Source organism: Blastococcus sp. PRF04-17 (genome assembly GCF_023016265.1).
Classification (GTDB): Bacteria; Actinomycetota; Actinomycetes; order Mycobacteriales; family Geodermatophilaceae; genus Blastococcus_B.
In genome coordinates this window covers 1844253-1863805 of the sequence record NZ_CP095412.1, presented here as the reverse complement: position 1 = coordinate 1863805, position 19553 = coordinate 1844253, and the positions used below count along the sequence as shown (strand labels likewise).

General features: G+C 72.7%; 25 protein-coding genes, 1 tRNA gene and 1 pseudogene. 10 read left to right on the top strand and 17 right to left on the bottom strand.

The features are described 5' to 3' along the window. Nucleotides 1–2 precede the first annotated feature (2 nt). Nucleotides 3–407 carry a secondary thiamine-phosphate synthase enzyme YjbQ gene (locus MVA48_RS09460; protein WP_246988170.1) on the bottom strand — a complete coding sequence of 135 codons (405 nt, stop codon included), beginning with the start codon at nucleotides 405–407 and terminating at the stop codon, nucleotides 3–5. A gap of 79 nt (nucleotides 408–486) precedes the next feature. On the opposite strand from MVA48_RS09460, the gene rph reads away from it, so the two are divergent. Continuing rightward, on the top strand, nucleotides 487–1209 hold the full coding sequence (gene rph / locus MVA48_RS09455) for a ribonuclease PH (protein WP_246988168.1): 723 nt from the start codon (nucleotides 487–489) through the stop codon (nucleotides 1207–1209). Next, entirely contained in the window at nucleotides 1206–1814 is a 609-nt protein-coding gene (rdgB, locus tag MVA48_RS09450) for an RdgB/HAM1 family non-canonical purine NTP pyrophosphatase (protein ID WP_246988159.1), read from the top strand. Before rph ends, rdgB begins: the two co-directional genes overlap by 4 nt. Nucleotides 1815–1820: 6 nt before the next feature. Here the strand turns inward: rdgB and MVA48_RS09445 are convergent, their stop codons facing one another. Beyond that, nucleotides 1821–2054 carry a hypothetical protein gene (locus MVA48_RS09445; RefSeq protein ID WP_246988157.1) on the bottom strand — a complete coding sequence of 78 codons (234 nt, stop codon included), beginning with the start codon at nucleotides 2052–2054 and terminating at the stop codon, nucleotides 1821–1823. 45 nt (nucleotides 2055–2099) lie between these two features. Here MVA48_RS09445 and MVA48_RS09440 point away from each other — a divergent pair, with 45 nt between their 5' ends. After that, on the top strand, nucleotides 2100–3017 hold the full coding sequence (locus tag MVA48_RS09440; protein ID WP_246988155.1) for a DUF6910 family protein: 918 nt from the start codon (nucleotides 2100–2102) through the stop codon (nucleotides 3015–3017). Nucleotides 3018–3027: 10 nt separating this feature from the next. On the opposite strand, the gene MVA48_RS09435 is transcribed toward MVA48_RS09440, so the two are convergent. From MVA48_RS09435 to MVA48_RS09425, 4 genes are all read right to left on the bottom strand, one after another. Further along, complete coding sequence (locus MVA48_RS09435; RefSeq protein ID WP_246988153.1) at nucleotides 3028–4200, bottom strand: type III PLP-dependent enzyme; 1173 nt, start codon at nucleotides 4198–4200, stop codon at nucleotides 3028–3030. Next, nucleotides 4200–4520, bottom strand: a complete 321-nt coding sequence (locus tag MVA48_RS09430) for a DMT family transporter (RefSeq protein WP_246988151.1) — start codon at nucleotides 4518–4520, stop codon at nucleotides 4200–4202. The genes MVA48_RS09435 and MVA48_RS09430 overlap by 1 nt, the downstream gene beginning before the upstream one ends. A 284-nt stretch (nucleotides 4521–4804) precedes the next feature. Continuing rightward, nucleotides 4805–6001, bottom strand: a complete 1197-nt coding sequence (locus MVA48_RS24090; RefSeq protein ID WP_371821205.1) for a phospholipase A2 — start codon at nucleotides 5999–6001, stop codon at nucleotides 4805–4807. A gap of 417 nt (nucleotides 6002–6418) precedes the next feature. Next, nucleotides 6419–6499 (bottom strand) — tRNA-Leu (locus tag MVA48_RS09425). Between the two features lie 89 nt (nucleotides 6500–6588). Here MVA48_RS09425 and MVA48_RS09420 point away from each other — a divergent pair. Then, on the top strand, nucleotides 6589–6819 hold the full coding sequence (locus MVA48_RS09420; RefSeq protein WP_246988149.1) for a DUF3618 domain-containing protein: 231 nt from the start codon (nucleotides 6589–6591) through the stop codon (nucleotides 6817–6819). Between the two features lie 46 nt (nucleotides 6820–6865). Then, nucleotides 6866–7318 (top strand): DUF427 domain-containing protein, encoded by a 453-nt coding sequence (locus MVA48_RS09415; RefSeq protein WP_246988147.1) that lies wholly within the window; start codon nucleotides 6866–6868, stop codon nucleotides 7316–7318. A 13-nt stretch (nucleotides 7319–7331) separates the two neighbouring features. Here MVA48_RS09415 and MVA48_RS09410 read toward each other — a convergent pair whose 3' ends face one another. After that, a complete protein-coding gene (locus MVA48_RS09410; protein ID WP_246988145.1) occupies nucleotides 7332–8075 on the bottom strand; it encodes a TetR/AcrR family transcriptional regulator in 744 nt (247 codons plus the stop codon). An 84-nt stretch (nucleotides 8076–8159) separates the two neighbouring features. Between MVA48_RS09410 and MVA48_RS09405 the strand changes: the two genes are divergently transcribed. Beyond that, nucleotides 8160–9224, top strand: coding sequence for an EAL domain-containing protein (locus tag MVA48_RS09405; RefSeq protein WP_246988143.1), 1065 nt, complete (start codon nucleotides 8160–8162; stop codon nucleotides 9222–9224). Here the strand turns inward: MVA48_RS09405 and MVA48_RS09400 are convergent. Next, nucleotides 9202–9783: a histidine phosphatase family protein gene (locus MVA48_RS09400; protein ID WP_246988141.1), complete on the bottom strand. Its 582-nt coding sequence runs from the start codon at nucleotides 9781–9783 to the stop codon at nucleotides 9202–9204. The genes MVA48_RS09405 and MVA48_RS09400 overlap by 23 nt on opposite strands. Before the next feature lie 58 nt (nucleotides 9784–9841). Here MVA48_RS09400 and MVA48_RS09395 point away from each other — a divergent pair, with 58 nt between their 5' ends. After that, nucleotides 9842–10696, top strand: a complete 855-nt coding sequence (locus MVA48_RS09395; protein ID WP_246988139.1) for an aldo/keto reductase — start codon at nucleotides 9842–9844, stop codon at nucleotides 10694–10696. Nucleotides 10697–10702: 6 nt separating this feature from the next. On the opposite strand, the gene MVA48_RS09390 is transcribed toward MVA48_RS09395, so the two are convergent. Then, nucleotides 10703–11143, bottom strand: coding sequence for an STAS domain-containing protein (locus MVA48_RS09390; RefSeq protein WP_246988137.1), 441 nt, complete (start codon nucleotides 11141–11143; stop codon nucleotides 10703–10705). Nucleotides 11144–11328: 185 nt separating this feature from the next. Between MVA48_RS09390 and MVA48_RS09385 the strand changes: the two genes are divergently transcribed. Further along, entirely contained in the window at nucleotides 11329–12483 is a 1155-nt protein-coding gene (locus MVA48_RS09385) for an acyl-CoA dehydrogenase family protein (RefSeq protein ID WP_246988135.1), read from the top strand. 103 nt (nucleotides 12484–12586) lie between these two features. Continuing rightward, nucleotides 12587–14074, top strand: coding sequence for an AAA family ATPase (locus MVA48_RS09380; protein ID WP_246988133.1), 1488 nt, complete (start codon nucleotides 12587–12589; stop codon nucleotides 14072–14074). A gap of 2 nt (nucleotides 14075–14076) precedes the next feature. On the opposite strand, the gene MVA48_RS09375 is transcribed toward MVA48_RS09380, so the two are convergent. The 8 genes and pseudogenes from MVA48_RS09375 to MVA48_RS09340 form a co-directional block, all read right to left on the bottom strand. Next, nucleotides 14077–14505, bottom strand: a complete 429-nt coding sequence (locus tag MVA48_RS09375) for a hypothetical protein (protein WP_246989395.1) — start codon at nucleotides 14503–14505, stop codon at nucleotides 14077–14079. A gap of 176 nt (nucleotides 14506–14681) precedes the next feature. After that, nucleotides 14682–15194, bottom strand: a pseudogene (locus MVA48_RS09370) (NAD-dependent epimerase/dehydratase family protein); the annotation flags it as partial. A gap of 81 nt (nucleotides 15195–15275) precedes the next feature. Next, nucleotides 15276–15485, bottom strand: a complete 210-nt coding sequence (locus MVA48_RS09365; RefSeq protein ID WP_246988131.1) for an alkylmercury lyase family protein — start codon at nucleotides 15483–15485, stop codon at nucleotides 15276–15278. Between the two features lie 6 nt (nucleotides 15486–15491). Next, on the bottom strand, nucleotides 15492–15935 hold the full coding sequence (merB, locus tag MVA48_RS09360) for an organomercurial lyase (RefSeq protein WP_246988129.1): 444 nt from the start codon (nucleotides 15933–15935) through the stop codon (nucleotides 15492–15494). A 23-nt stretch (nucleotides 15936–15958) separates the two neighbouring features. Continuing rightward, a complete protein-coding gene (locus MVA48_RS09355; RefSeq protein WP_246988127.1) occupies nucleotides 15959–16156 on the bottom strand; it encodes a DNA-binding protein in 198 nt (65 codons plus the stop codon). Beyond that, entirely contained in the window at nucleotides 16153–16494 is a 342-nt protein-coding gene (locus MVA48_RS09350) for a cupin domain-containing protein (protein ID WP_246988125.1), read from the bottom strand. The genes MVA48_RS09355 and MVA48_RS09350 overlap by 4 nt, the downstream gene beginning before the upstream one ends. Further along, nucleotides 16491–17942: an MFS transporter gene (locus MVA48_RS09345; protein WP_246988124.1), complete on the bottom strand. Its 1452-nt coding sequence runs from the start codon at nucleotides 17940–17942 to the stop codon at nucleotides 16491–16493. Before MVA48_RS09345 ends, MVA48_RS09350 begins: the two co-directional genes overlap by 4 nt. Nucleotides 17943–17993: 51 nt before the next feature. Continuing rightward, the gene (locus tag MVA48_RS09340; protein WP_246988122.1) at nucleotides 17994–18827 is read right to left on the bottom strand and encodes an alpha/beta fold hydrolase; all 834 of its coding nucleotides are present in this window, start codon (nucleotides 18825–18827) and stop codon (nucleotides 17994–17996) included. A 145-nt stretch (nucleotides 18828–18972) separates the two neighbouring features. Between MVA48_RS09340 and idi the strand changes: the two genes are divergently transcribed. After that, nucleotides 18973–19515, top strand: a complete 543-nt coding sequence (gene idi, locus MVA48_RS09335) for an isopentenyl-diphosphate Delta-isomerase (RefSeq protein ID WP_246988120.1) — start codon at nucleotides 18973–18975, stop codon at nucleotides 19513–19515. Nucleotides 19516–19553 lie beyond the last annotated feature (38 nt).

Sequence of the window (19553 nt, the reverse complement as noted above, 5' to 3'; positions counted from 1 at the left end):
CGTCAGCCGGCGAGGAACGAGAACCGGACGTGCCGGGAGTGGTTGTCGATGTTGGTGTCGACCAGGCAGATGCGCTGCCAGGTGCCCAGCTGCATCCGGCCCTCGAGCACGGGGACGCTGGCGTGCGGAGGGAGGAACGCCGGCAGCACGTGGTCGCGGCCGTGGCCGGGGCTGCCGTGCCGGTGCCGCCAGCGGTCGTCGCGGGGGAGCAGCTCGTCGAGCTGGGCGAGCAGGTCGTCGTCGCTGCCGGAGCCCGTCTCCAGGATGGCGATGCCCGCGGTCGCGTGCGGCACGAACACGTGCAGCAGGCCGTCGTTCTCCTGCCGGACGAAGTCGGCGCACTCGTCGGTCAGGTCGACCACGGAGGGGACGCCGCCGGTGCGCACGGCACGCAGTTCCGATCGCATGAAGGGATCTAAGCGGTTCGAGGTGATCGCCCACCGGGCGGCCGGGGCCCGTCGCGGCTGCGGCCCGTAGGGTCGCGACGTGTCTCGCCCCGACGGCCGCACGGCCGACCAGCTCCGTCCCGTCACCATCACCCGCAGGTGGCTCGACCACGCGGAGGGCTCGGTGCTCGTCGAGTTCGGCCGCACGCGCGTGCTCTGCGCCGCGAGCGTCACCGAGGGTGTGCCCCGCTGGCGCAAGGGCTCGGGCCTGGGCTGGGTGACCGCCGAGTACGCCATGCTGCCGCGCGCCACGCACACCCGCGGTGACCGCGAGTCGGTCAAGGGCCGCATCGGCGGGCGAACCCACGAGATCAGCCGGCTGATCGGCCGGTCGCTGCGCGCGTCCATCGACCTGGCCGCGCTCGGTGAGAACAGCATCGCCATCGACTGCGACGTCCTGCAGGCCGACGGCGGTACCCGCACCGCCGCCATCACCGGCGCCTACGTCGCCCTCGCCGACGCCGTGACCTGGCTGGGGGAGCGGAAGAAGCTGTCCCGGCCGACCGCGATCGTGCAGTCCGTGGCCGCGGTCAGCGTCGGCGTCATCGACGGCGAGCCGCGGCTCGACCTCGCCTACGAGGAGGACGTGCGGGCCGGCACCGACATGAACGTCGTCTGCACCGGCGACGGCAGTTTCGTGGAGGTGCAGGGCACGGCCGAGGGCGAGGTCTTCGACCGGAAGGCCCTCGACGCCCTGCTCGACCTCGCCGTCCAGGGCTGCGGCGAGCTCACCCGGCTGCAGCAGGAGGCACTCGCCCGATGACCAGGCTCCTGCTGGCCACCCGCAACGCGGGCAAGCTGGCCGAGCTGCGTCGCCTGCTCGAGACCGCCGTCCCCGGGGTCGAGGTGGTCGGGCTCGCGGACGTCGACGAGTACCCCGAGGCGCCGGAGACCGGCGCGACCTTCGAGGAGAACGCGCTGCTCAAGGCGCGGGAGGCGGTGCGGTACACCGGGCTGCCGGCGGTCGCCGACGACTCGGGGCTGGCGGTGGACGCCCTCAACGGGATGCCCGGGGTCCTGTCTGCCCGGTGGTCGGGCCGGCACGGGGACGACGACGCGAACACCGCGCTGCTGCTCGGCCAGCTGGCCGACGTGCCTGATGAGCGGCGCGGGGCGGCGTTCGTCTGCGCCGCCGCGCTGGTCACCCCCGACGGCACGGAACGGGTGCTGGAACGGCAGTGGCGGGGGCGCGTGATCGGCGACAAGCGCGGCACGAACGGGTTCGGCTACGACCCCGTGTTCGTGCCGGACGGGCTGTCGGTCACCTCGGCCGAGCTCGACCCGGCGGAGAAGGACGCGCGCAGCCACCGGGGCCAGGCGTTCGCCGCGCTGGTGCCGGTGCTGGCCGAGGTGCTCGGCGCGCGCTGAGGGCGGTCAGGCGCCGACGGGGTCGGTGAAGCCCAGCCAGGCGAACGGGTCGACCTCGTCGCGCCTCGGGTCGTGCAGCTCGCGGGTCCACTCGGGCTCCGCGTGCCGCCCGGTGCGGGCGAGGTCCTCCGGCGTGGCGATGGAGACGCTCCCGTCGTCGGCGGCGAGGTGGCGCGGGCCGGCAGGACGCACATCGGCGCTGGGGACGATCATGTCCTCCATGTCGGCCGGTGGACGCATCCGCGACAGCGCGGCGCAACCGGTCTGACCCGGAAGGGGGAGCCGGTGCAGGTCTTCGTGGACGGCGTCCGGGCACTGCGGTTCGACGACGGGACGCCGGTCACCGCGGCCTCGGGCATCGCTCCGCTCGGGGACGGGTGGCTGATCGCCCAGGACGACGCCACGTCCGCCGCCTATCGTCGCGCCGACTCGGTGACCGCCGTCCGGGTGCTCCCGCCGGTGGACGGGCTGGACCGGTTCTCCGAGGCTGCGGGCACCAAGCGCCTCAAGCCCGACCTCGAGGTGGCCTGCCCGGCCGAGGTCGACGGCGCTCCGGCCGTTCTGCTGCTGGGCTCCGGTTCTTCACCGCGACGGATGCGCGGGGTGCTCGTGACCCTGGAGGACGGCAGGCCCGTGGCGCGCGCCGGCGAGCTCGGGGCGCTCTACGACGCGGTCGCCCGAACGCTCGGCCTGCCGATGGACCAGCTGAACCTCGAGGGCGCGAGCCGGCACGGCGACACGGTGCGGTGGTTCAACCGCGGCAACCTGGCCGCCGGCGTCCGCTCGGCCAGCGTCGACGTCCCGCTGGACGGGCTCGTCGCCGCGGTGCTGGGGCGCGGGCGGACGAAGGAGATCCCGGTCGGGCGGCCGCTGAGCTACGACCTCGGCGAGGTGGCCGGCGTCGGCCTGGCGGTGACGGACGCGATCGCGCTGCCCGACGGCCGCGTGCTGCTCAGTGCCGCGGCCGAGGACACCCCGAACGCCGTGGACGACGGTCCCGTCGTGGCCACCGCACTGGCGCTGCTCGACGACGCCGACGTGCTCGCCGTCGCGCCTATCCCGGAGGTGGACGCCGCGGTGCGCAAGGTCGAGGGCCTGGCGCTGCGCGACGTCGGGGACGGCGAGGTGCACCTGCTGGCCGTGGTCGACGACGACGACCCGGACGAGTCGTCGGCAGAGCTCGACCTCCGCGCCCTCCTCTGACGGGGCGGGCTCACACCACGACGACCGTCGCCTTCGGGAGCCCGTTGAACTCGCACGCCGTCACGCTGGTGTAGGCCCCCATGCAGGGCGCCACCACGAGGTCACCCGGCTCCAGGGGCGGGAGCAACGCTGCGGTGGTGATCACGTCCGTGCTGTCGCAGGTCGGCCCGGCCAGCACGCTCGGGACGCCGTCGACCGCCTCCCCGAGGGTCCGGTAGGCGTAGACGGTCGGGTGGACGTGGTCGCTCAGGACGTTGGAGAAGCTCCCGTACAGGCCGTCGTCCAGGTAGTACCAGGGCACGCCGCCGCGCCGGTTCACCCCGACGACGCTGGCCACCGCGAGCATCGACGGCGCGGCGACGAACCTTCCCGGCTCGGAGATGACCCGGATCCCGCGCGCCGTCAGCGGCCGGATCTCCTCCGCGATCGCGGCGACGAAGCGCTCGACGTGCGGCACGTCGCCGTCGTAGGGCACCGGCAGGCCGCCGCCGATGTCCAGGACCTCGAGGTGGAAGCCCACGGCGGCCAGGCAGTCCAGCAGCATCGCCGCGTGCCGGATGTCCTCGACCACCGGCGCCACGCTGCGGAGCTGGCTGCCCGGGTGGAACGACAGGCCCCTGACCGACAGGCCCCTGCGGTGCGCGGCACGGACGAGATCGATGGCCTCGTCGGGCTCGGCGCCGAACTTGTAGGACAGGTCGATGAGCGCCGCCGCACTGCGGTAGCCGAGCCGCAGCAGCAGCTCCACCCTGTCCTCGAGGCCGGTGAACTTGTCCAGCTCGCTCTCGGTGTCGAAGACGAAGGTGCGGATGCCGGCCCGCACCGCCGCCGCGACGTCGGCCGGCTTCTTGACGGGGTGGGTGTAGATGCAGCGGTCCGGCGCCACGCCGAGCTCCGCCACCAGCGCGACCTCCTGGCGTGAGGCCACGTCGAACCAGCCGCCGGCGTCGCGCACGGCGGCCAGCGCCGCCGGGTGCGACTGCGCCTTGACCGCGTAGTACGGCCGCACGTCCGGCAGCGCCTCGCGCAGCAGCTGGTACTGCCGCAGGACGCGTGCCGGCTCCAGCACCAGCAGCGGGGTGCCGTGGCGCGCGACCAGGTCCGGCAGGTCGATGGCGGACAGGTCCTCGCGCACCTGGGCCGGCGTCGGGACCGCCCACGTCCGTTCCGCGACGCTGGTCATCACACGCCCGCCGTGTCCAGCAGGGAGAGGCCCACCGTCCCGGCCACGATCAGGCCCAGGCACGCGTACTGCGCCGACGTCAGGGTCTGGCCCAGGAAGACCCGGCTCAGCAGGACGACGAGGACCAGGCTCGCCCCGGCCCACACCGCATTGGCCACACCGGCCGGGATCGTCCGGGTGGCGTAGGAGAACGTGACGAGGCCGAGCAGGAGTGCCGAGATGCCGCCGACCAGCAGCCCGGGCCGCTCGAAGCCGTGCGCCTGTCCCAGGAGCACGACGCCTGCCACGTCGGCCACCACGGTGACGATCAGGAACACCATGGCCTGTGGAGAGCTGGGGCTCCGGCGCGGATACGGCTCCCCTCGCCCGCGCGACTCGCGAATGTCACGCGATGGCGCAGGCGCCATGAGGCACTGGAAAAAATTAGCCAAGTCCCGCCGCTGCGAATGCAAGTGGGCCTCGAGATGCAACCCTTTCGCTCGTTTCGGCGTCCGGTCGAACTCAGCTTATACCGGCCAGTGGGCCTCAAACCGGGATGGGCCTCTCATTGCTGGCAAGTTCCATCGCGGTCCGCAACTGAAAAACGCTCTCCTGGTCCTGTCGATCAACCCACGGGGACGAGAGTTTGTGAGCGGTACAGGTAGCGAGATTGCTCGCCCAGTCTGCAAATTGCCTGGACGCTAAAGGTGGTACCAGGCGCAAGCATCGGCACATCGACGACGATCGGTCCCCAGTTGCGGGAATCGTTCACTGCGGCGGTACCGCCACCGTGCCAGTCGGGCATCCCCGCGGGTTGGTCCCCTAGCAGGGCGGCGTAGACGTTGTCGGCGGAATGCGGGCACGGGGAGCGAGGAGTGATCGTGGCTGCGTATGACACGGAATCTCGGTGACCGAGCGCAAAGTCTGCGATCAGGGCACCGGACAGGGAGTAGCTGAGTGGTGTATAAATTAGTGTCGGAGGCTGGCCATTATTTGCGTCGCATCGGAACTCGAACCGTTGATTTCCGGCAGAGAGGTCGTGGGTTTGAATATCCATGACCCACATGCCGTTCGCCGAATTGACGCCGGCAGTACTAATCGACTTACCTGCCTGGTAGGCGCCGACAAAAATCGAACCTGTCGGGCATGGTCGGTTGGGTTCAACTGTGAGAAACGTCCCTACTGGGCTCGTCGCTGGGGGAGCGACTCGCACAGTGGCCGGCGGCGGGGGAGGCGGCGGTGGCGGAGGTGTTGGTCGCCTCCCCGACCAACCCCAGTAGTTCACCGTGCTGACTGTGTTGTACATGTTCCAGGCGGTCTCGCGGCAAAGGAAGCGGTTCCAGCCGCTGTACGTCGCATCGCAAAGGCGGTTCATCTCGGCAAGGAATCTTCGGTCAATATATGACCGCATGGACTCGTGCCGGTAGAGCTGTAGGCCGTTCCCGAAATTGCGATAACCAAAGTCATGCAGCCTGCATGGCCCGTTGAACAGATTCCGGTACACGTTGGAGATGGGGCCCACGACGCTTCGTCCGCTGCAGCCGTCGTCCGTCCAGTCAAACTTGTTATAAGGGGAAGGCTTGAGGCAATCGACGGCCGTATTTGGCCATCCGTTCTTGCAGCCAGCGTTCCGGAAGTCGTTCTGGCGATCTATGTACTGCGAATACGACAAGTCGATCGTTTCGAGGGCGTAGCGATACTGTTCATACCTGTCGGATGCTGTGTCGGCTGACGCGGCGGTGGGGATTGCTAGCGCTCCTGTAGCGAGGAGGACTGCGATCAGAGTGCGAGGTACGGCTCTGGTGAGAAGGCTCCGCAGCATCGCTCATCCCCCGTCTAGGTAGTGGGGAGCTTCCTACGCGAGCGGAAACGCGTCGTCAACGACTCTCAGAGTGCCGCGCCGACCCGTGCCGAAACATGGCGCCCGGTAGTCCGAATGTCGCTGACGGTATTCAGTCAGGCGACAGATCGACTTGGTTCATCTTCCGGTATGGCCAAGTGGCAGTCGTCGGAGCGCTTTGTGGCTGCTAGAGGACGGCCTGCTCGACGGGCTGCGGGGGCATCTGCGTTGGCCGCAAGATGTGTCCGGCTCGAGGACGCCAATGAGGCGTGAAGTAAGGCCGCGTAGGGCCCGTGGCGGGCCGGGCGCACTCCTCCCCCGCTGATCAACCCGACACTGATTCCGCTTCGGAGCTAGTCCCAGGGCGCGAGCTGACCCTCGCCCAGAGAAGCCTTCTCGTGCGGGAGGCGGGAGTCGAACCCGCACGCCCGAAGGCACCAGATCCTAAGTCTGGCGTGGCTGCCGTTACACCACTCCCGCGTGGAGGAGCAGTCTAGGAGTACCCCAGGCGGGTGCCCGCTCCGCTAGTCACTGCGCCGCCGCACTGATCGTCTGGCAGGCTGTTCGCCGTGCCTCGCGACCCACGACAGATCCAGCTGGAGATCGACGCCGCCCGCGAGTCGCTGGCCGCGACGCTGGACGAGCTCGCCTTCCGGACCAGCCCCACGCGCCTCAAGGCCAAGGGCAGGGAGGCCGTGCAGCGTTTCCTGCGCACGCCCGCCGGCAAGGCCACCGTCGCCGGGGCCGGGCTGCTGATCACGCTCGTCGTCGTCAACAAGATCCGGCACCGCAACGACTGACGTGCGCCGGCCGCGCCCCGATCCCGTCGGGCCGGGGCAGGAGTCCGTGTGGGACTACCCCCGCCCGCCCTCGGCCGAGGTCACCCCGCGCCACGTCGTGGTCGAGCTCGGCGGCCGGGTGGTCGCCGACACCAGGCGAGCGGTCCGCGTCTGCGAGACCAGTCATCCCCCCGTCTTCTACGTACCGCGCGCGGACGTCGCCGAGGGCGTGTTCGTGCTGGCCGCGGGCGGCTCGTGGTGCGAGTGGAAGGGAGCGGCCACCTACTGGGACGCCGTCCTCTACGGCCGGCGCGTGGCCGCGGTCGGCTGGTCCTACGAGCACCCGACCCAGGGCTACGAGCACCTGCGTGGCGCGGTCGCGTTCTATCCCGACCGGGTGGACCGCGCCCTCGTCGACGGGGAGCAGGTGCGAGCGCAGCCCGGCGGCTTCTACGGCGGCTGGATCACCGACGACGTCGTCGGCCCGTTCAAGGGCGAACCCGGCACGCTCGGCTGGTGAGCCGGCCGGTGGTTCAGGCGCTGTGGGCGCGGACCAACGGCATGACGACGGTCGCGAGTACCTCGTCGGCGTACGCCTCGTCCACCGGCTCGCCGGTCAGCAACCACCGCTGCACCATCAGCGCGCTCGTGCTCTCGGCGACGATCGAACCCGCCAGGCCGGGGCGGACCTCACCGCGCGCCTCGGCCCGCGCCCACATCTCGGCGAAGGCCTGCCGCCACACCGCCAGCGGGCCGTTGCGGAACGCGTCGGCGAGCGCCGGATGGTGCGGGATGGTCGACAGCAGCGAGAGGGTCGCGGCACCGGTCGGCCCGGTGATCGTGCCGACCATCTGGTGCATCATCGCCCGCAGGTCACCCTCGATCGACCCCGTGTCCGGTGCCGACGCCTCGGCCCGGTTCAGCTCCGAGATGGTGTCGACGACGAGGTCCTGCTTGGTGCGCCACCGCCGGTAGATGGTCGCCTTGCCCACGCCCGCCTCCGAGGCCACGGCGTCCATGGTCAGGGCGCCGTAGCCCACCTCGGCGAGCAGCCGCAGGATCGCCGCCCGGATGACGCCGTCCCGGCTGGGGTCCCGAGGACGTCCACCGCGGCTGGGTCGAACAGGGTCGGCGTGCAGCACGGCGCTCATGTCGCAAGACCTTAGACAATAAACCTGTGAACGTTCCATAACCTCCGCGCCGTTCGTCGCCGTTCCCCGGAACTGCGCCGGCGGCACGCCGCGCGCCTGTCCCGCCTCCGCGACGGGGTCGTTCATCCTCCGACGGTGGGAACGATCTGTGGCGGGGTCTGTGGCTGCCGCCAGAACTGGGAAGTGCCTGATCGTGCCGACCGGGCGTTGATGGCCACTTCGATCGGACACGTCCTGCCGACGGTGTCCCGGCTCGCCAAGGCGCTCGGGCTGGCCGTCCACCACTCGCCCCAGCTCGTCGACATCGTCGACGACCGTGGCGGCCGGGCCCTCGAGGTGCTCTTCCAGCGGTTGGCGCGTGAGCTCACGCAGGCCGAGACCGAGGCGGTGCGGGTGGTCACCGACCCGCCCGGCGAAGGGGCGGCCCTGACCGCCCGGCTCCTGACCGCGCCGACCCTCGCGGTGGAACTCGCCCGCCGGGGCGTCACCGTCGAGGTCGGCGTCCTCGCCGAGGCCGAGTTCCGGTCGGTCTACCAGCCGATCGTCTCCCTCGCCGACCGCTCGGTCGTCGCGCACGAGGCACTGCTGCGCGGGGTCGTCGACGGTCGCGAGGTCGGCGGCGGGGACCTCTTCTTCGTGGCGGAGCAGGCCGGCTGGCTGCACCGGCTCGACCGCATCGGGCGCGAGTCGGCCATCAGCGGCGCCGCCGCCTGGCTCGGGGACGACGACCTGTTCGTCAACTTCAACCCGACGTCGGTCTTCCGTCCCCAGGTGTGCCTGTCCACCACCGAGCGCGTCGTGCACGAGAGCGGCATCGAGCCCACCCAGCTGGTTTTCGAGGTCGTCGAGTCGCACGCCATCGCCGACCGCGGGCACCTGGTGTCGATCCTCGACCACTACCGCTCGCTCGGCTGGCGGGTCGCCCTCGACGACGTCGGCGCCGGGTGGTCGAGCCTCTCGCTGCTGGCCGCCGTCCGGCCCGAGGTCGTCAAGCTCGACAAGGCCCTGGTGCAGGAACTGCCCGACGACGGCGCCCGCACCGTGCTCACGGCCGTGACCGACCTGGCGCACCAGCTGGGCGCGGTGGTCGTCGCCGAGGGCGTCGAGACCGAGCGGCTCGCCGAGGAGGTCACCGCCCTGGGCGCCGACCTGGGTCAGGGCTGGCTGTTCGGCCGCCCCGTCCGGCCGGAGCCGACCGTGGAGGAGCCCGAGGGCCGCTGGCAGCCGGTGCACCGAACCGGACGGCAGCCGGTCAGGTCAGGCCCCAGGAGTTGAGCACGGGCCGCCCGTGCTCGTGTCCGAGCACGCCGTAGCTGCCGGCGGGCAGCGCGAAGAGCCGGCCGTCCTCCGGGGCCAGGCCGAGCCAGCGGGCGGTGAGCACACGGAGCACGTGCCCGTGGGCCACGAGGGCCACATCGCCGTCCGAGAGGTGCCGGCGAGCCCGGTCGAGCACCCGGTCGACGCGCGCACCCACGGCGGCCAGTGTCTCGCCCGGAGTGTCGCCGGGCACGGTGCCGTCGCGCCAGACCGACCACTGGCGGCCCAGCTCCTCGCTGATCTCCGCGGTCGTGCGGCCCTCGTACCCGCCGTAGTCCACCTCGACCAGGTCCTCGTCGACCGCGGTCGGAGTGAGGCCGGCGAGTTCCGCAGTCCGTCCTGCCCGCTGCCTCGGGCTCGCCCACACCTGGCCGAAGGTCCGGCCGGCCAGCGCCCCGCCGAGCCGCCGCGCCTGCTCCTCGCCCTCGGGCAGCAGCGGCAGGTCGGTCACGCCGGTGTGCTGCCCGCTGCGGCTCCACTCCGTCTGCCCGTGCCGGACCACGACGATCTCTCCCACGTCGCCATCGAACACGCTCGCGGGAACACCCGCCCGTCGCGAGGTGCTGGCCAGTGGCATGACCACAGCCCAGCTCAGCGACACCTTCTCCATCGGGGGCGACCTGCCCGTCCACCGCCTCGGCTACGGCGCCATGCAGCTCACCGGTCCGGGCGTCTGGGGCGAACCGGCCGACCGGGCGGGCGCAGTCGCAGTGGTCCGGGCTGCCGTCGAGCAGGGTGTCGACTTCATCGACACGGCGGACTCCTACGGCCCGCAGGTCAGCGAGCAGATCATCGCCGAGGCGGCGTTCCCGTACCCGGACGGGCTGGTGATCGCGACGAAGGCCGGCCTGACCCGCACGGGTCCCGGCGTCTGGCCCGTGTGCGGGCGCCCGGAGTACCTCACCCAGCAGGTCGAGCTCTCCCTGCGCAACCTGCGGGTCGACCGGATCGACCTCATCCAGCTGCACCGGATCGACCCGCAGGTGCCGCTCGCCGACCAGCTCGGCGCGTTCAGGGCACTGCAGGAGCAAGGCAAGGTGCGCCACATCGGTGTCTCCGAGGTGTCGGTCGAGGAGCTGAAGGCCGCCCGCGAGATCGTCGACGTCGTCAGCGTCCAGAACCTCTACAACCTGACCAGCCGGCAGAGCCAGGACGTGCTCGACTACGCGACCGCCGAAGGCATCGCGTTCATCCCCTGGTTCCCGATCGCCACCGGCGACCTCGCCGCTCCCGACAGCCCGGTCGCCGACATCGCCAGGGAGCTCGACGCGACGCCGGCCCAGGTGGCCCTGGCCTGGCTGCTGCACAAGTCGCCGGTCGTGCTGCCCATCCCCGGCACCAGGTCCGTGGAGCATCTGGTCGAGAACCTCGGCGCGGCCCGGCTCGTGCTGTCGGACGGGGAGATGGCGCGCCTGGACGCGCTGGCCTGAGCCGGCTCAGGCGGGGCGCAGCGACGCGGCCGCGCGGGCGGCGAGCAGGCCGCGCACGGGGACGGGGTGCTCGCTCACCGGACGTCGAGCGGGCAGGCCGTCGTCCGCCCGGGGGAGGGCCCGGGCCGGCGACGGCCCGTCGAGGTGCAGCCGGTCGGTCAGCTGGGCCGCGCTGATCAGCCGACGGGTGGCGCGGAGCGCACCGACGATCCGGCAGCCTCGCCCGGCGGTGCCCAGCTCGGCGGTGAAGGACACGAGCGCGTGCAGCACCGAGACGTCCCAGAACCGAGCGCCGGCCACGTCGACGACCACGTGCGGCGTGCCCAGCCCCGCGGCCCGCGCCAGTGCGTCGGTCACCACGGGGGTCGTCGAGAGGTCTGCGTCTCCGGTCAGCCGGACCACGACCTGGTACGGGGAGGGAACGAGAGCGGCGGTGAGCAGGGGCACTATGCCTCCGGCGGAGCGTTCGAGCCGCGGGGCCCGGGGGTTCGAGCTGCTGCTGAGGCCAGCGTAGGAAAAGGAGACGGTGATCACAACGGAGAGCAACCAATTGACTCCGTAAAGTTTGGGTAAAGGTGCCGAGCCCATGGCCCCGCCGCGCCGCCGCCGTCGCCCGGGGCCACGATGGCGCCGTGGACGCCGAGGACTTCCGCCAGATCCGCGACGCGGTCCGCTCGCTCGTTCGCGAGTCGGTCGTGCCCCGCGAGGAGCAGATCGAGGACGACGACCGGATCCCCGACGACCTGCGCGCGCAGGCTGCCGGCATGGGTCTGTTCGGCTACGCGCTGCCCGAGGAGTACGGCGGGCTCGGCGTCACCATGAGCGAGGACGTGCGGCTCGCGTTCGAGTTCGGCTACACGACCCCGGCCTTCCGGTCGCTCTTCGGCACCAACAACGGCATCTGCGGGCAGGTGATCGCCCGGTTCGGCAGCGACCAGCAGAAGGCGACGTACCTGCCCGGCCTGGCCACCGGCCGGCTGATCGGATCGTTCGCGCTCACCGAGGCCGAGGCGGGCTCCGACCCGGCGGGGCTGCGCACCAGCGCCCGCCGGGACGGCGACGGCTGGATGATCAACGGCAGCAAGCGGTACATCACCAACGCGCCGCTGGCCGACCTCTTCGTCGTCTTCGCCCGCACGGACCCGGCCGAGCGGGGCGGCCGGGGCATCTCCAGCTTCGTGGTCGAGAAGGCCACGCCCGGGGTCACCGTCGGGCCCAAGGACGAGAAGATGGGCCAGCGCGGCGCGTGGACGGCGGAGGTCTTCTTCGACGACGTCCGGGTGCGCGGCGACGCCGTGATCGGCGAGGAGGGCCGCGGCTACTCGAAGGCGCTCACCGTCCTCTCCCGCGGCCGGCTGCACATCGCCGCGCTGTGCGTCGGCATGGCCGAGCGCGTGCTCGACGAGTCGGTGGCCTACGCCGCCACCGCCAAGCAGGGCGGTGCGCCGATCGGCCGGTTCCAGCTGGTGCAGGCGATGCTGGCCGACATGCACGCCGAGCTGCTCGCCGGCCGCAGCATGGTCCTCGACGTGGCCGCCCGGTACGACAGCGGCGAGGACACCTCGGTCGGGCCGTCGGCGGCGAAGCTGTTCTGCACCGAGATGGTCGGCCGGGCCGTCGACCGCGCCGTGCAGGTGCACGGCGGGCTCGGCTACCTGCGGACGACGCCCGTCGAGCGCTTCTACCGCGACGCCCGGCTCTTCCGGCTCTACGAGGGCACGAGCGAGGTGCAGCGCGTGATCATCGGCGGCGCCCTGCTGCGCGAGGCGGGCATGCCCCGTGAGTGACGCGCGAGCCAGCCACCGGAGAGCGAGGGCCCGGCCCGAGAACTGACTGGGCGGTCCCGGGGGGTTCCGCTACCGTCCGCCTCCCCTGACCTGTGGAGAGTGCGTGGTGGCCGGAGACTTCGGATGGACGTCCTACGGACCGCAGCCGTCCGGCGGCGCCGTCGGCGGCAGCGGGCCGGACGCCGAGCTGCGCCCCGAGCTGGCCGACGTGGGGCGGCTGGCCCGCCGCGGTCTGCGCGCGGTCGTCGGTGCCGCGCGGGCGGGGGAGCGGCCGCGTCTCCCGCGCATCCTGGGCGACCACCTGGGGTCCGGCGCCACCGCGCTCGACGTCGTCGAGGAGACGTGGCCGGGCTACGACCACGTGAACGTCCAGGCAGGCCTCGACGCCTGGCTCGACCGGCCGGGCCGCACGTGGGAGCTGGTGGGCATCGCCAACTTCCAGCACGCGATGTTCGGTCTCGGAGACCTCCTCTCGGACGCCGGAGGACCGGCCGGACCCATGGGCCTGCGCCCCGGCAACCCCGCGACGGTGAACCTGGCCAGCGGACCGGACGGCGCCGTCCGGCCCTGCCAGCGCTGCGGCATCTATCTCGTGCGCGAGGGGGAGGTCCGCACTGCCCTGCTCCTCCGTGGCGCCACGCCGGAGTTCGGGACCAACCAGGTCACCCTCGCGCTGGTCAGCACCGACCCGGCGGCGGGAGCGCGGGCGGCCGCCGAGATCCGGCAGGCCACGCTGGAGCACAACGTGTTCCGCGGTCAGGTGCTCTCCTTCGACCAGGAGGTCTTCGGGCACGGGCAGACGCTGCTGCAGTTCCACCGCCGGCCGACCATGACCGCCGACCAGCTGATCCTGCGCCGCGAGACCCTCGCCGAGATCGAGCGGCAGGTGGTGGAGGTCGCTCGACACAAGCACCGGTTGCTCGCCGCGGGCCAGCACCTCAAGCGCGGCCTGCTGCTGTACGGCCCGCCCGGGGTGGGCAAGACGCACACCGTTCGGTACCTCACCAGCAGGCTGACCGAGACGACGGTCCTCCAGCTGACCGGCAACGCGCTGCACCTGATCGCGGAGGCGTGTTCCGTCGCCCGGGCACTGCAGCCCTCCATGCTGATCGTCGAGGACGTCGACCTGATCGCCGAGGACCGTGGGACGCACCCCGGTCAGCACCCGCTGCTGTTCCAGCTGCTCAACGAGATGGACGGCCTCGCCGAGGACGCCGACGTCGTCTTCGTGCTGACCACCAACCGCGCCGACCTGCTCGAACCGGCGCTGGCCGCGCGTCCGGGACGGGTCGACCAGGCGGTCGCGCTCGAGCTCCCCGACGCCGAGGCGCGACGGGCGTTGTTCGAGCTCTACCGCGGCAGCATGGCCGTCGACACCAGCGGGCTGGACGACGTCCTCGCGCGGACCGACGGCGTGACGGCCTCGTTCCTCAAGGAGCTGCTCCGCCGGGCCGCCCTTCTCGCGGCCACCCGCACGCCCGCCGACGAGGAGCTGGCCGTGTCGGCCGAGGACCTCCGGGCCGCGCTCGACGAACTGCTGGACACCCGCAACGCCATGACGCGCACACTGCTGGGCAGCGTGCCGGCCTGAGGTCAGTCCGCCCGCGGACCGGGAGCGTTGGCCTGGTCACCTGCGGGGTCCAGCACCGGACCGCCGGCCGGCTGCAGCAGCGGGCCGGGGGCGCCTTCCCCGCGGCCCAGGGCGGCGACGAACTGCCCGAGCACCTCGTCGCTGCGGTGGAGCGGAACCCAGTCCAGCAGCCTGCGTGCCCGCGTGGTGTCCAGCGCCGGCGTCCTGGTCCCGATGTCCACCCAGCCCGGCTCGGTGGGTACGACGTGCGCGGCGAACGCCGCGTGCAGCGCCGCCCGCACGGCGAACGCCGGCACCGGGATCCGCACGGCGCCCAGGGCCCGGGCGAGCCCGTCGGCGTCCAGGATCGGCTCGGCGGCGAGGTTGAACGGGCCGGGAGCCCGGCGGTCCAGCATCCGCTCGATCGCATCGGCGACGTCGTCGGCGTGCACGAACGACAGCGCGAGCGGTGGCAGGGGAGTGGCAGCAGCCGGGCCACCGCTCCCGGCAGGGCGCGGGCGGCGCCGAGCACCCACGGCCCGAGGAAGTAGCGGCCGATCTCGCTGCTGGCCGACGGCTGCAGCACCAGTCCCGGACGGACGACGGTGTGCGTGATGTCGGGGTGCCGGAGGAGCGTCTCGCGCACCACCCGTTCGGCGGCGGACTTGTCGCGGCTGTACTGGGCGGTCTGGATGCCGGTCGTCGGCCAGTCCTCGGTCACCTTCTGGCCCACCGCCCCCGGGGCGTAGGCGCCGATCGACGACATGTGCACGACGTGTGAGACGCCCGCGGCGGCCGCGGCCTGCACGACCCGTCGGGTGCCCTCCACGTTCACCTCGTGCAGGAGGTCGGGACGACGTCCCGGCTGCAGCGCCCAGGCCAGGTGCACGACGGCGTCGGCGCCGGAGACGAACGCGGCGATCTCGGCCTCGCTCGCCGGCTCCCCGAGGTCCGCGAGGTGCCACTGGAGCCCCGAGTAGGGAGCGATCTCCGGCGGGCGACGCCGGGCCAGCCCACGCACCTCCGCGACGCCGGCCTCCGGCGCGGTCAGCCGGCGCAGCAGCGCCGTGCCCACGTTGCCACTGGCACCGGTCACGGCGACCCGCAGGCCGCGCAGATGTCCGGAGGTGAGGTCGGCCATGGACTGCCGCTACCCGGGCCGCCCCCGGTCAACCTGTCCGCGGGCCGGTGGGCGACGGAGGTTGCGCTGAGCGGGCAGCGGTCACGGCAGCTGCCAGAACTCCCCGACGAGCCCCAGGCGGTCCAGGATCGCCTGGTTGGAGTCCCGGGCGTGCGGCACCCAGTCGGAGGCGAGGCGGTCGCCCCACCAGGCGTGGGCCAGGGCACTGAGCGTCGTCACCGGGAGCGTCGCGCCGGCCGGCCGGTCGCCGAGCCAGCGCCGCACGTGCTCCTCCGACCGGAAGAGATTCATCGTCCCCTAGGTGAAGACGATGTCGTCCCACCAGTACCGCGCCGGTACCAGGCAGTGGAACAGCAGGTCGGCGTCGTCAGGCCGTTGGTCGCGCACCGCCACCGACAGCGGCTCCCCGCAGTCGGCGCACGAGGTCTCGATTCGGCCGTCGACGTGCAGTGCGGCACAGATGCCGAACGCGTCCCAGGCGCAGTTGGCGTACCACCACCGTCCCGCCGCCTCGACCCGGTAGGCCGTCGGCACCGCCGAGAACGGATTCGCCATGCGGATCGAGGCCCGGGCCGCGTCCAGCACCAGGGCATGCGCGTCGTGCAGCCGGCGCCAGCCGTCGAGCACGTCCGCGACGCTGCGGCCGAGGGCTGCGCCGACCTCGGCCGCCGACGGCGCGCGACCGGCCGCGACGAACCGGCGGTAGGTCTCATTGCGCAGCGCCAGATCGGCGGGGTCCACGCCGAGCCAGTGTGGCCCGGTCGTCAGCCGAAGGACAGGCCGTGCGCCGCGAGCGCCGCGCCCAGCACGCGCAGCGCCGTGGGACCGACGCCGTGCAGCTCCGCCACGTCCCGCCGGGGTACGCCGGCGAGCTGGTCGAGCCGGGTGTAGCCGGCCTCGGCGAGCGCGGCCGTCGCGGGCCGGCCGATGCCGCGGGGGAGGCCGTCGAGCGGAGCGGTCACGTCTGCGGTCCCAGGACTGCTCCCGCCCGGGCACCGGGGGCGCCGTCCTTGAGCTCCACGAAGAGGACGTGCGTGGGGGTGTCGCCGATGTTCTCGCCGGCGTGCTCCTGGGCGGGCAGCCATCCGGTCATGCCGGCCGGCAGGTCGACGTCCCGGTGCTGGCCACCGGAGTGCAGTCGCCGGCGGAACGAGCTGAGCGTGTGCATCACCGAGTCGGGATGCTCGTGCGGCGTCGTCCGGTCGCCGGGAGCGTCGGTGTACTCCAGGACGCGCACCCGCTCGTTCTCGAAGACCACCGTGTAGTGCCGGGGGTTGGTCTCCACGGGGTCCAGGCTCATGGCGCCCGACTGTGCCCGCGTTCAGCGGCGCTGAACAGCCTTTCGGCCACGCGCGACGACGACCGATCCGCCGGCGGCCGCTCAGCCGGTCCGGCTCGCCGAGGTCGCTCCTGCGGGGAGGCGGGTGCGTCGTCCAGCGCCTGGCCGCGGCGCTCGGGCAGGCCCCAGGTGCCCAGCGCGCCGAGCACGAAGAAGGCCGCGAAGGTGCCGAAGACCATGCCCGTGCCGCCCAGGCCCAGCAGCCAGGGCACGCTGAGCGGCGCGAGGATCGAGGCGATGCGCCCGAATCCGGCGGCCGCGCCCGCGCCGGTCGCCCGCAGGACGGTCGGGTAGACCTCCGGGGTCACGGCGTAGAGGGCGCCCCACGCGCCCAGGTTGAAGAACGACAGGACCATGCCGGTCACGAGGACGGCGGTCTCGCCCTCCGCGGTCGCGAACATCGCCGCTCCCGCTGCCGAGCCGAGCAGGAACACCGCCAGGGTGGGGCGGCGCCCCCACTTCTCGATCAGGAAGGCGGCGACCGCGTACCCGGGCAGCTGCGCGAGGGTGATCCAGAGCGTGAACTCGAACGACTTCACCAGGGAGAACCCCGACTCGAACAGCAGCGTCGGGAGCCAGATGAAGGCGCCGTAGTACGAGAAGTTGATGCTGAACCACACCAGCCACAGCGACGCCGTGCGCACTCGCGCACCGCTCGTCCACAGTGCGCGGGGTCCCGGGGACGGCAGCGGCCGCGGAGGTGGCGACTCCACCGGCTCGACGCCGGCGGCCCCCTCGAACCGGCGGACCGCCGACTCGGCCTCGGCCACCCGGCCGCGCGTCTCCAGGAACCGCACCGATTCGGGCAGACCCCGGCGGACGACGACGGCGTACAGGGCGGGCAGCGCGCCGATCGCCAGCGCCCACCGCCAGCCGTCATCGCTCCGGGGGACGACGAAGAAGCCGATGAGGGCCGCCAGCGTCCAGCCGACCGCCCAGAACGCCTCGAGCAGGACGACCAGTCGACCGCGCACCCGCGCCGGCGAGAACTCGCTGACCAGCGTCGACGCGACGGGCAGTTCGGCACCGAGGCCGAGCCCGATGAGGAAGCGGAAGACCAGCAGCGCCCCGACCGACCAGGCCAGCGCGGCGGCGCCGGTGGCGAGGCCGAAGACCAGCAGCGTCAGGGCGAAGACCTGGCGCCGGCCGATGCGGTCGGCGAGCAGCCCGCCGAGGGTGGCACCCAGCGCCATGCCGATGAACCCGATGGAGCCGATCCACGACAGCTCGGTCCGCGACAGGTCCCACTGGACGGCCAGCGCCGCCATGACGAAGGAGATGAGGCCGACGTCCATCGCGTCCAGCGCCCAGCCCACGCCCGAGCCGGCCACCAGCCGGCCGTGCTCGCGGTTGAGGGGCAGCCGGTCGAGCCGCTCGGCCCGGGTGAGCGAGGGTGCCGTGGCGGTCATGGCAGAAGTCTGACGGGGGTCGTCGGTGAGCGCGCCTCAGAGGTCGGGCGGTCAGGCCGCGGTGCGGACGTGCGCAGTGACCAGTTCGGCCACCCGCTCCGGCGCCAGCTCGGGGATCCAGTGCGGCAGGTCGTCGAGCACCTCCAGCCGGTAGGGCGCGTCGACGTACCGCTCGGTCGCCTCCGTCGCGGCGCGGCCCAGGAAGGCGTCGCCGCTGCTCCAGACGTGCAGCGTCGGCACCCGGACCTTGCCGATGGGGTCGCGGGCGCCGAAGGGGAGCGCGCGGTACCAGCCCAGTGCGGCCGAGAGCGCCCCGGGCTCGTGCATGCGGGAGACGTAGTGGTGCACCGTCTCCTCGGGCAGGCCGCCCGAGCGCAGCATCCGGCGCAGGGCGGCGCCGCCCCCGCTCAGCAGCAGCCGCTCGGGCAGCAGCGGGAGCTGGAACACCGCCATGTAGAAGGAGCGCAGCGCCTGGTCACTGGTGACCATGGCCTTCGCCATCGCGGCGGGGTGGGGCACCGACAGCGCGGTGAGGGTGCGCACGCGGTCGGGGTGCCAGGCGCCCAGCGCCCAGCCGACGACGCCGCCCCAGTCGTGCCCGACGACGTGCGCCCGCTCGAGCCCGGCGGCGTCGAGCAGGGCGAGGACGTCGGAGGTCGCCTCGCGCAGCTTGTACTGGGCCCGGGTGCGCGGCCGGGCCATGGGGGAGTAGCCGCGCTGGTCGGGGGCGAGGGTGCGCAGCCCGGCCTGGTGCAGCGCGGGGCTGACGTGCCGCCACGCGGTGCAGTCCTGCGGGAACCCGTGCAGCAGGACCACCGGTTCGCCGTCCGCCGGTCCGCCGTCCGCGACGTCGAAGGTCAACCCGTTGCGCTGGAAGCTGTCCACGGAGGGACTGTGCCATGAGCCGCCCTGCGAGGTGGCCCGAGGAGGGGGCGCCGGAGGCGTCCGCGACGAGGGTCGGGGCGGGCTCGGCGCGGGCGCGGGAGGGCACGTGGCCGCGGTGTCGTCGGGACGACGACAATGTCATCGCATGGAGATGATCGTGCTCGTGGACGACGAGGGGCGGGCCATCGGAGAGATGCCCAAGCCGCTGGTGCACCACGGCGAGACGCCGCTGCACCGCGCCTTCTCCGCCTATTTGTTCGACGACGACGGCCGGCTGCTGGTCACGCGTCGGGCCGAGGACAAGGCGACGTTCCCGGGCATGTGGACCAACACCGTGTGCGGGCATCCGGGACCGGGGGAGGGCGACGACGCGGCGATCGCCCGCCGGGCCAGGTCCGAGCTGGGCCTGGACGTCGGTGACCTGCGTCCGGCCGTCCCGGGCTACCGCTACCGCGCCGAGTTCCGCGGCGTGGTGGAGAACGAGATCTGCCCGGTCTACCTGGGCCGTTTCACCGGTACGCCCATGCCGGACCCCGCCGAGGTGGGGGAGTGGGAGCTCTTGGACTGGGGGGCCTTCCGGCGACGGCAGGAGTCCGAGGGCGACGCCTGGTCCCCGTGGTGCCGGGAGCAGGCCCGGTTGATCGAGGAGGCCGGTCTGGTGCCGTCGTCCCCGACCAGGCCGGACTAGGCCCAATGCCGTTCAGTTAGCCGGGGCGGCGGGCTGTC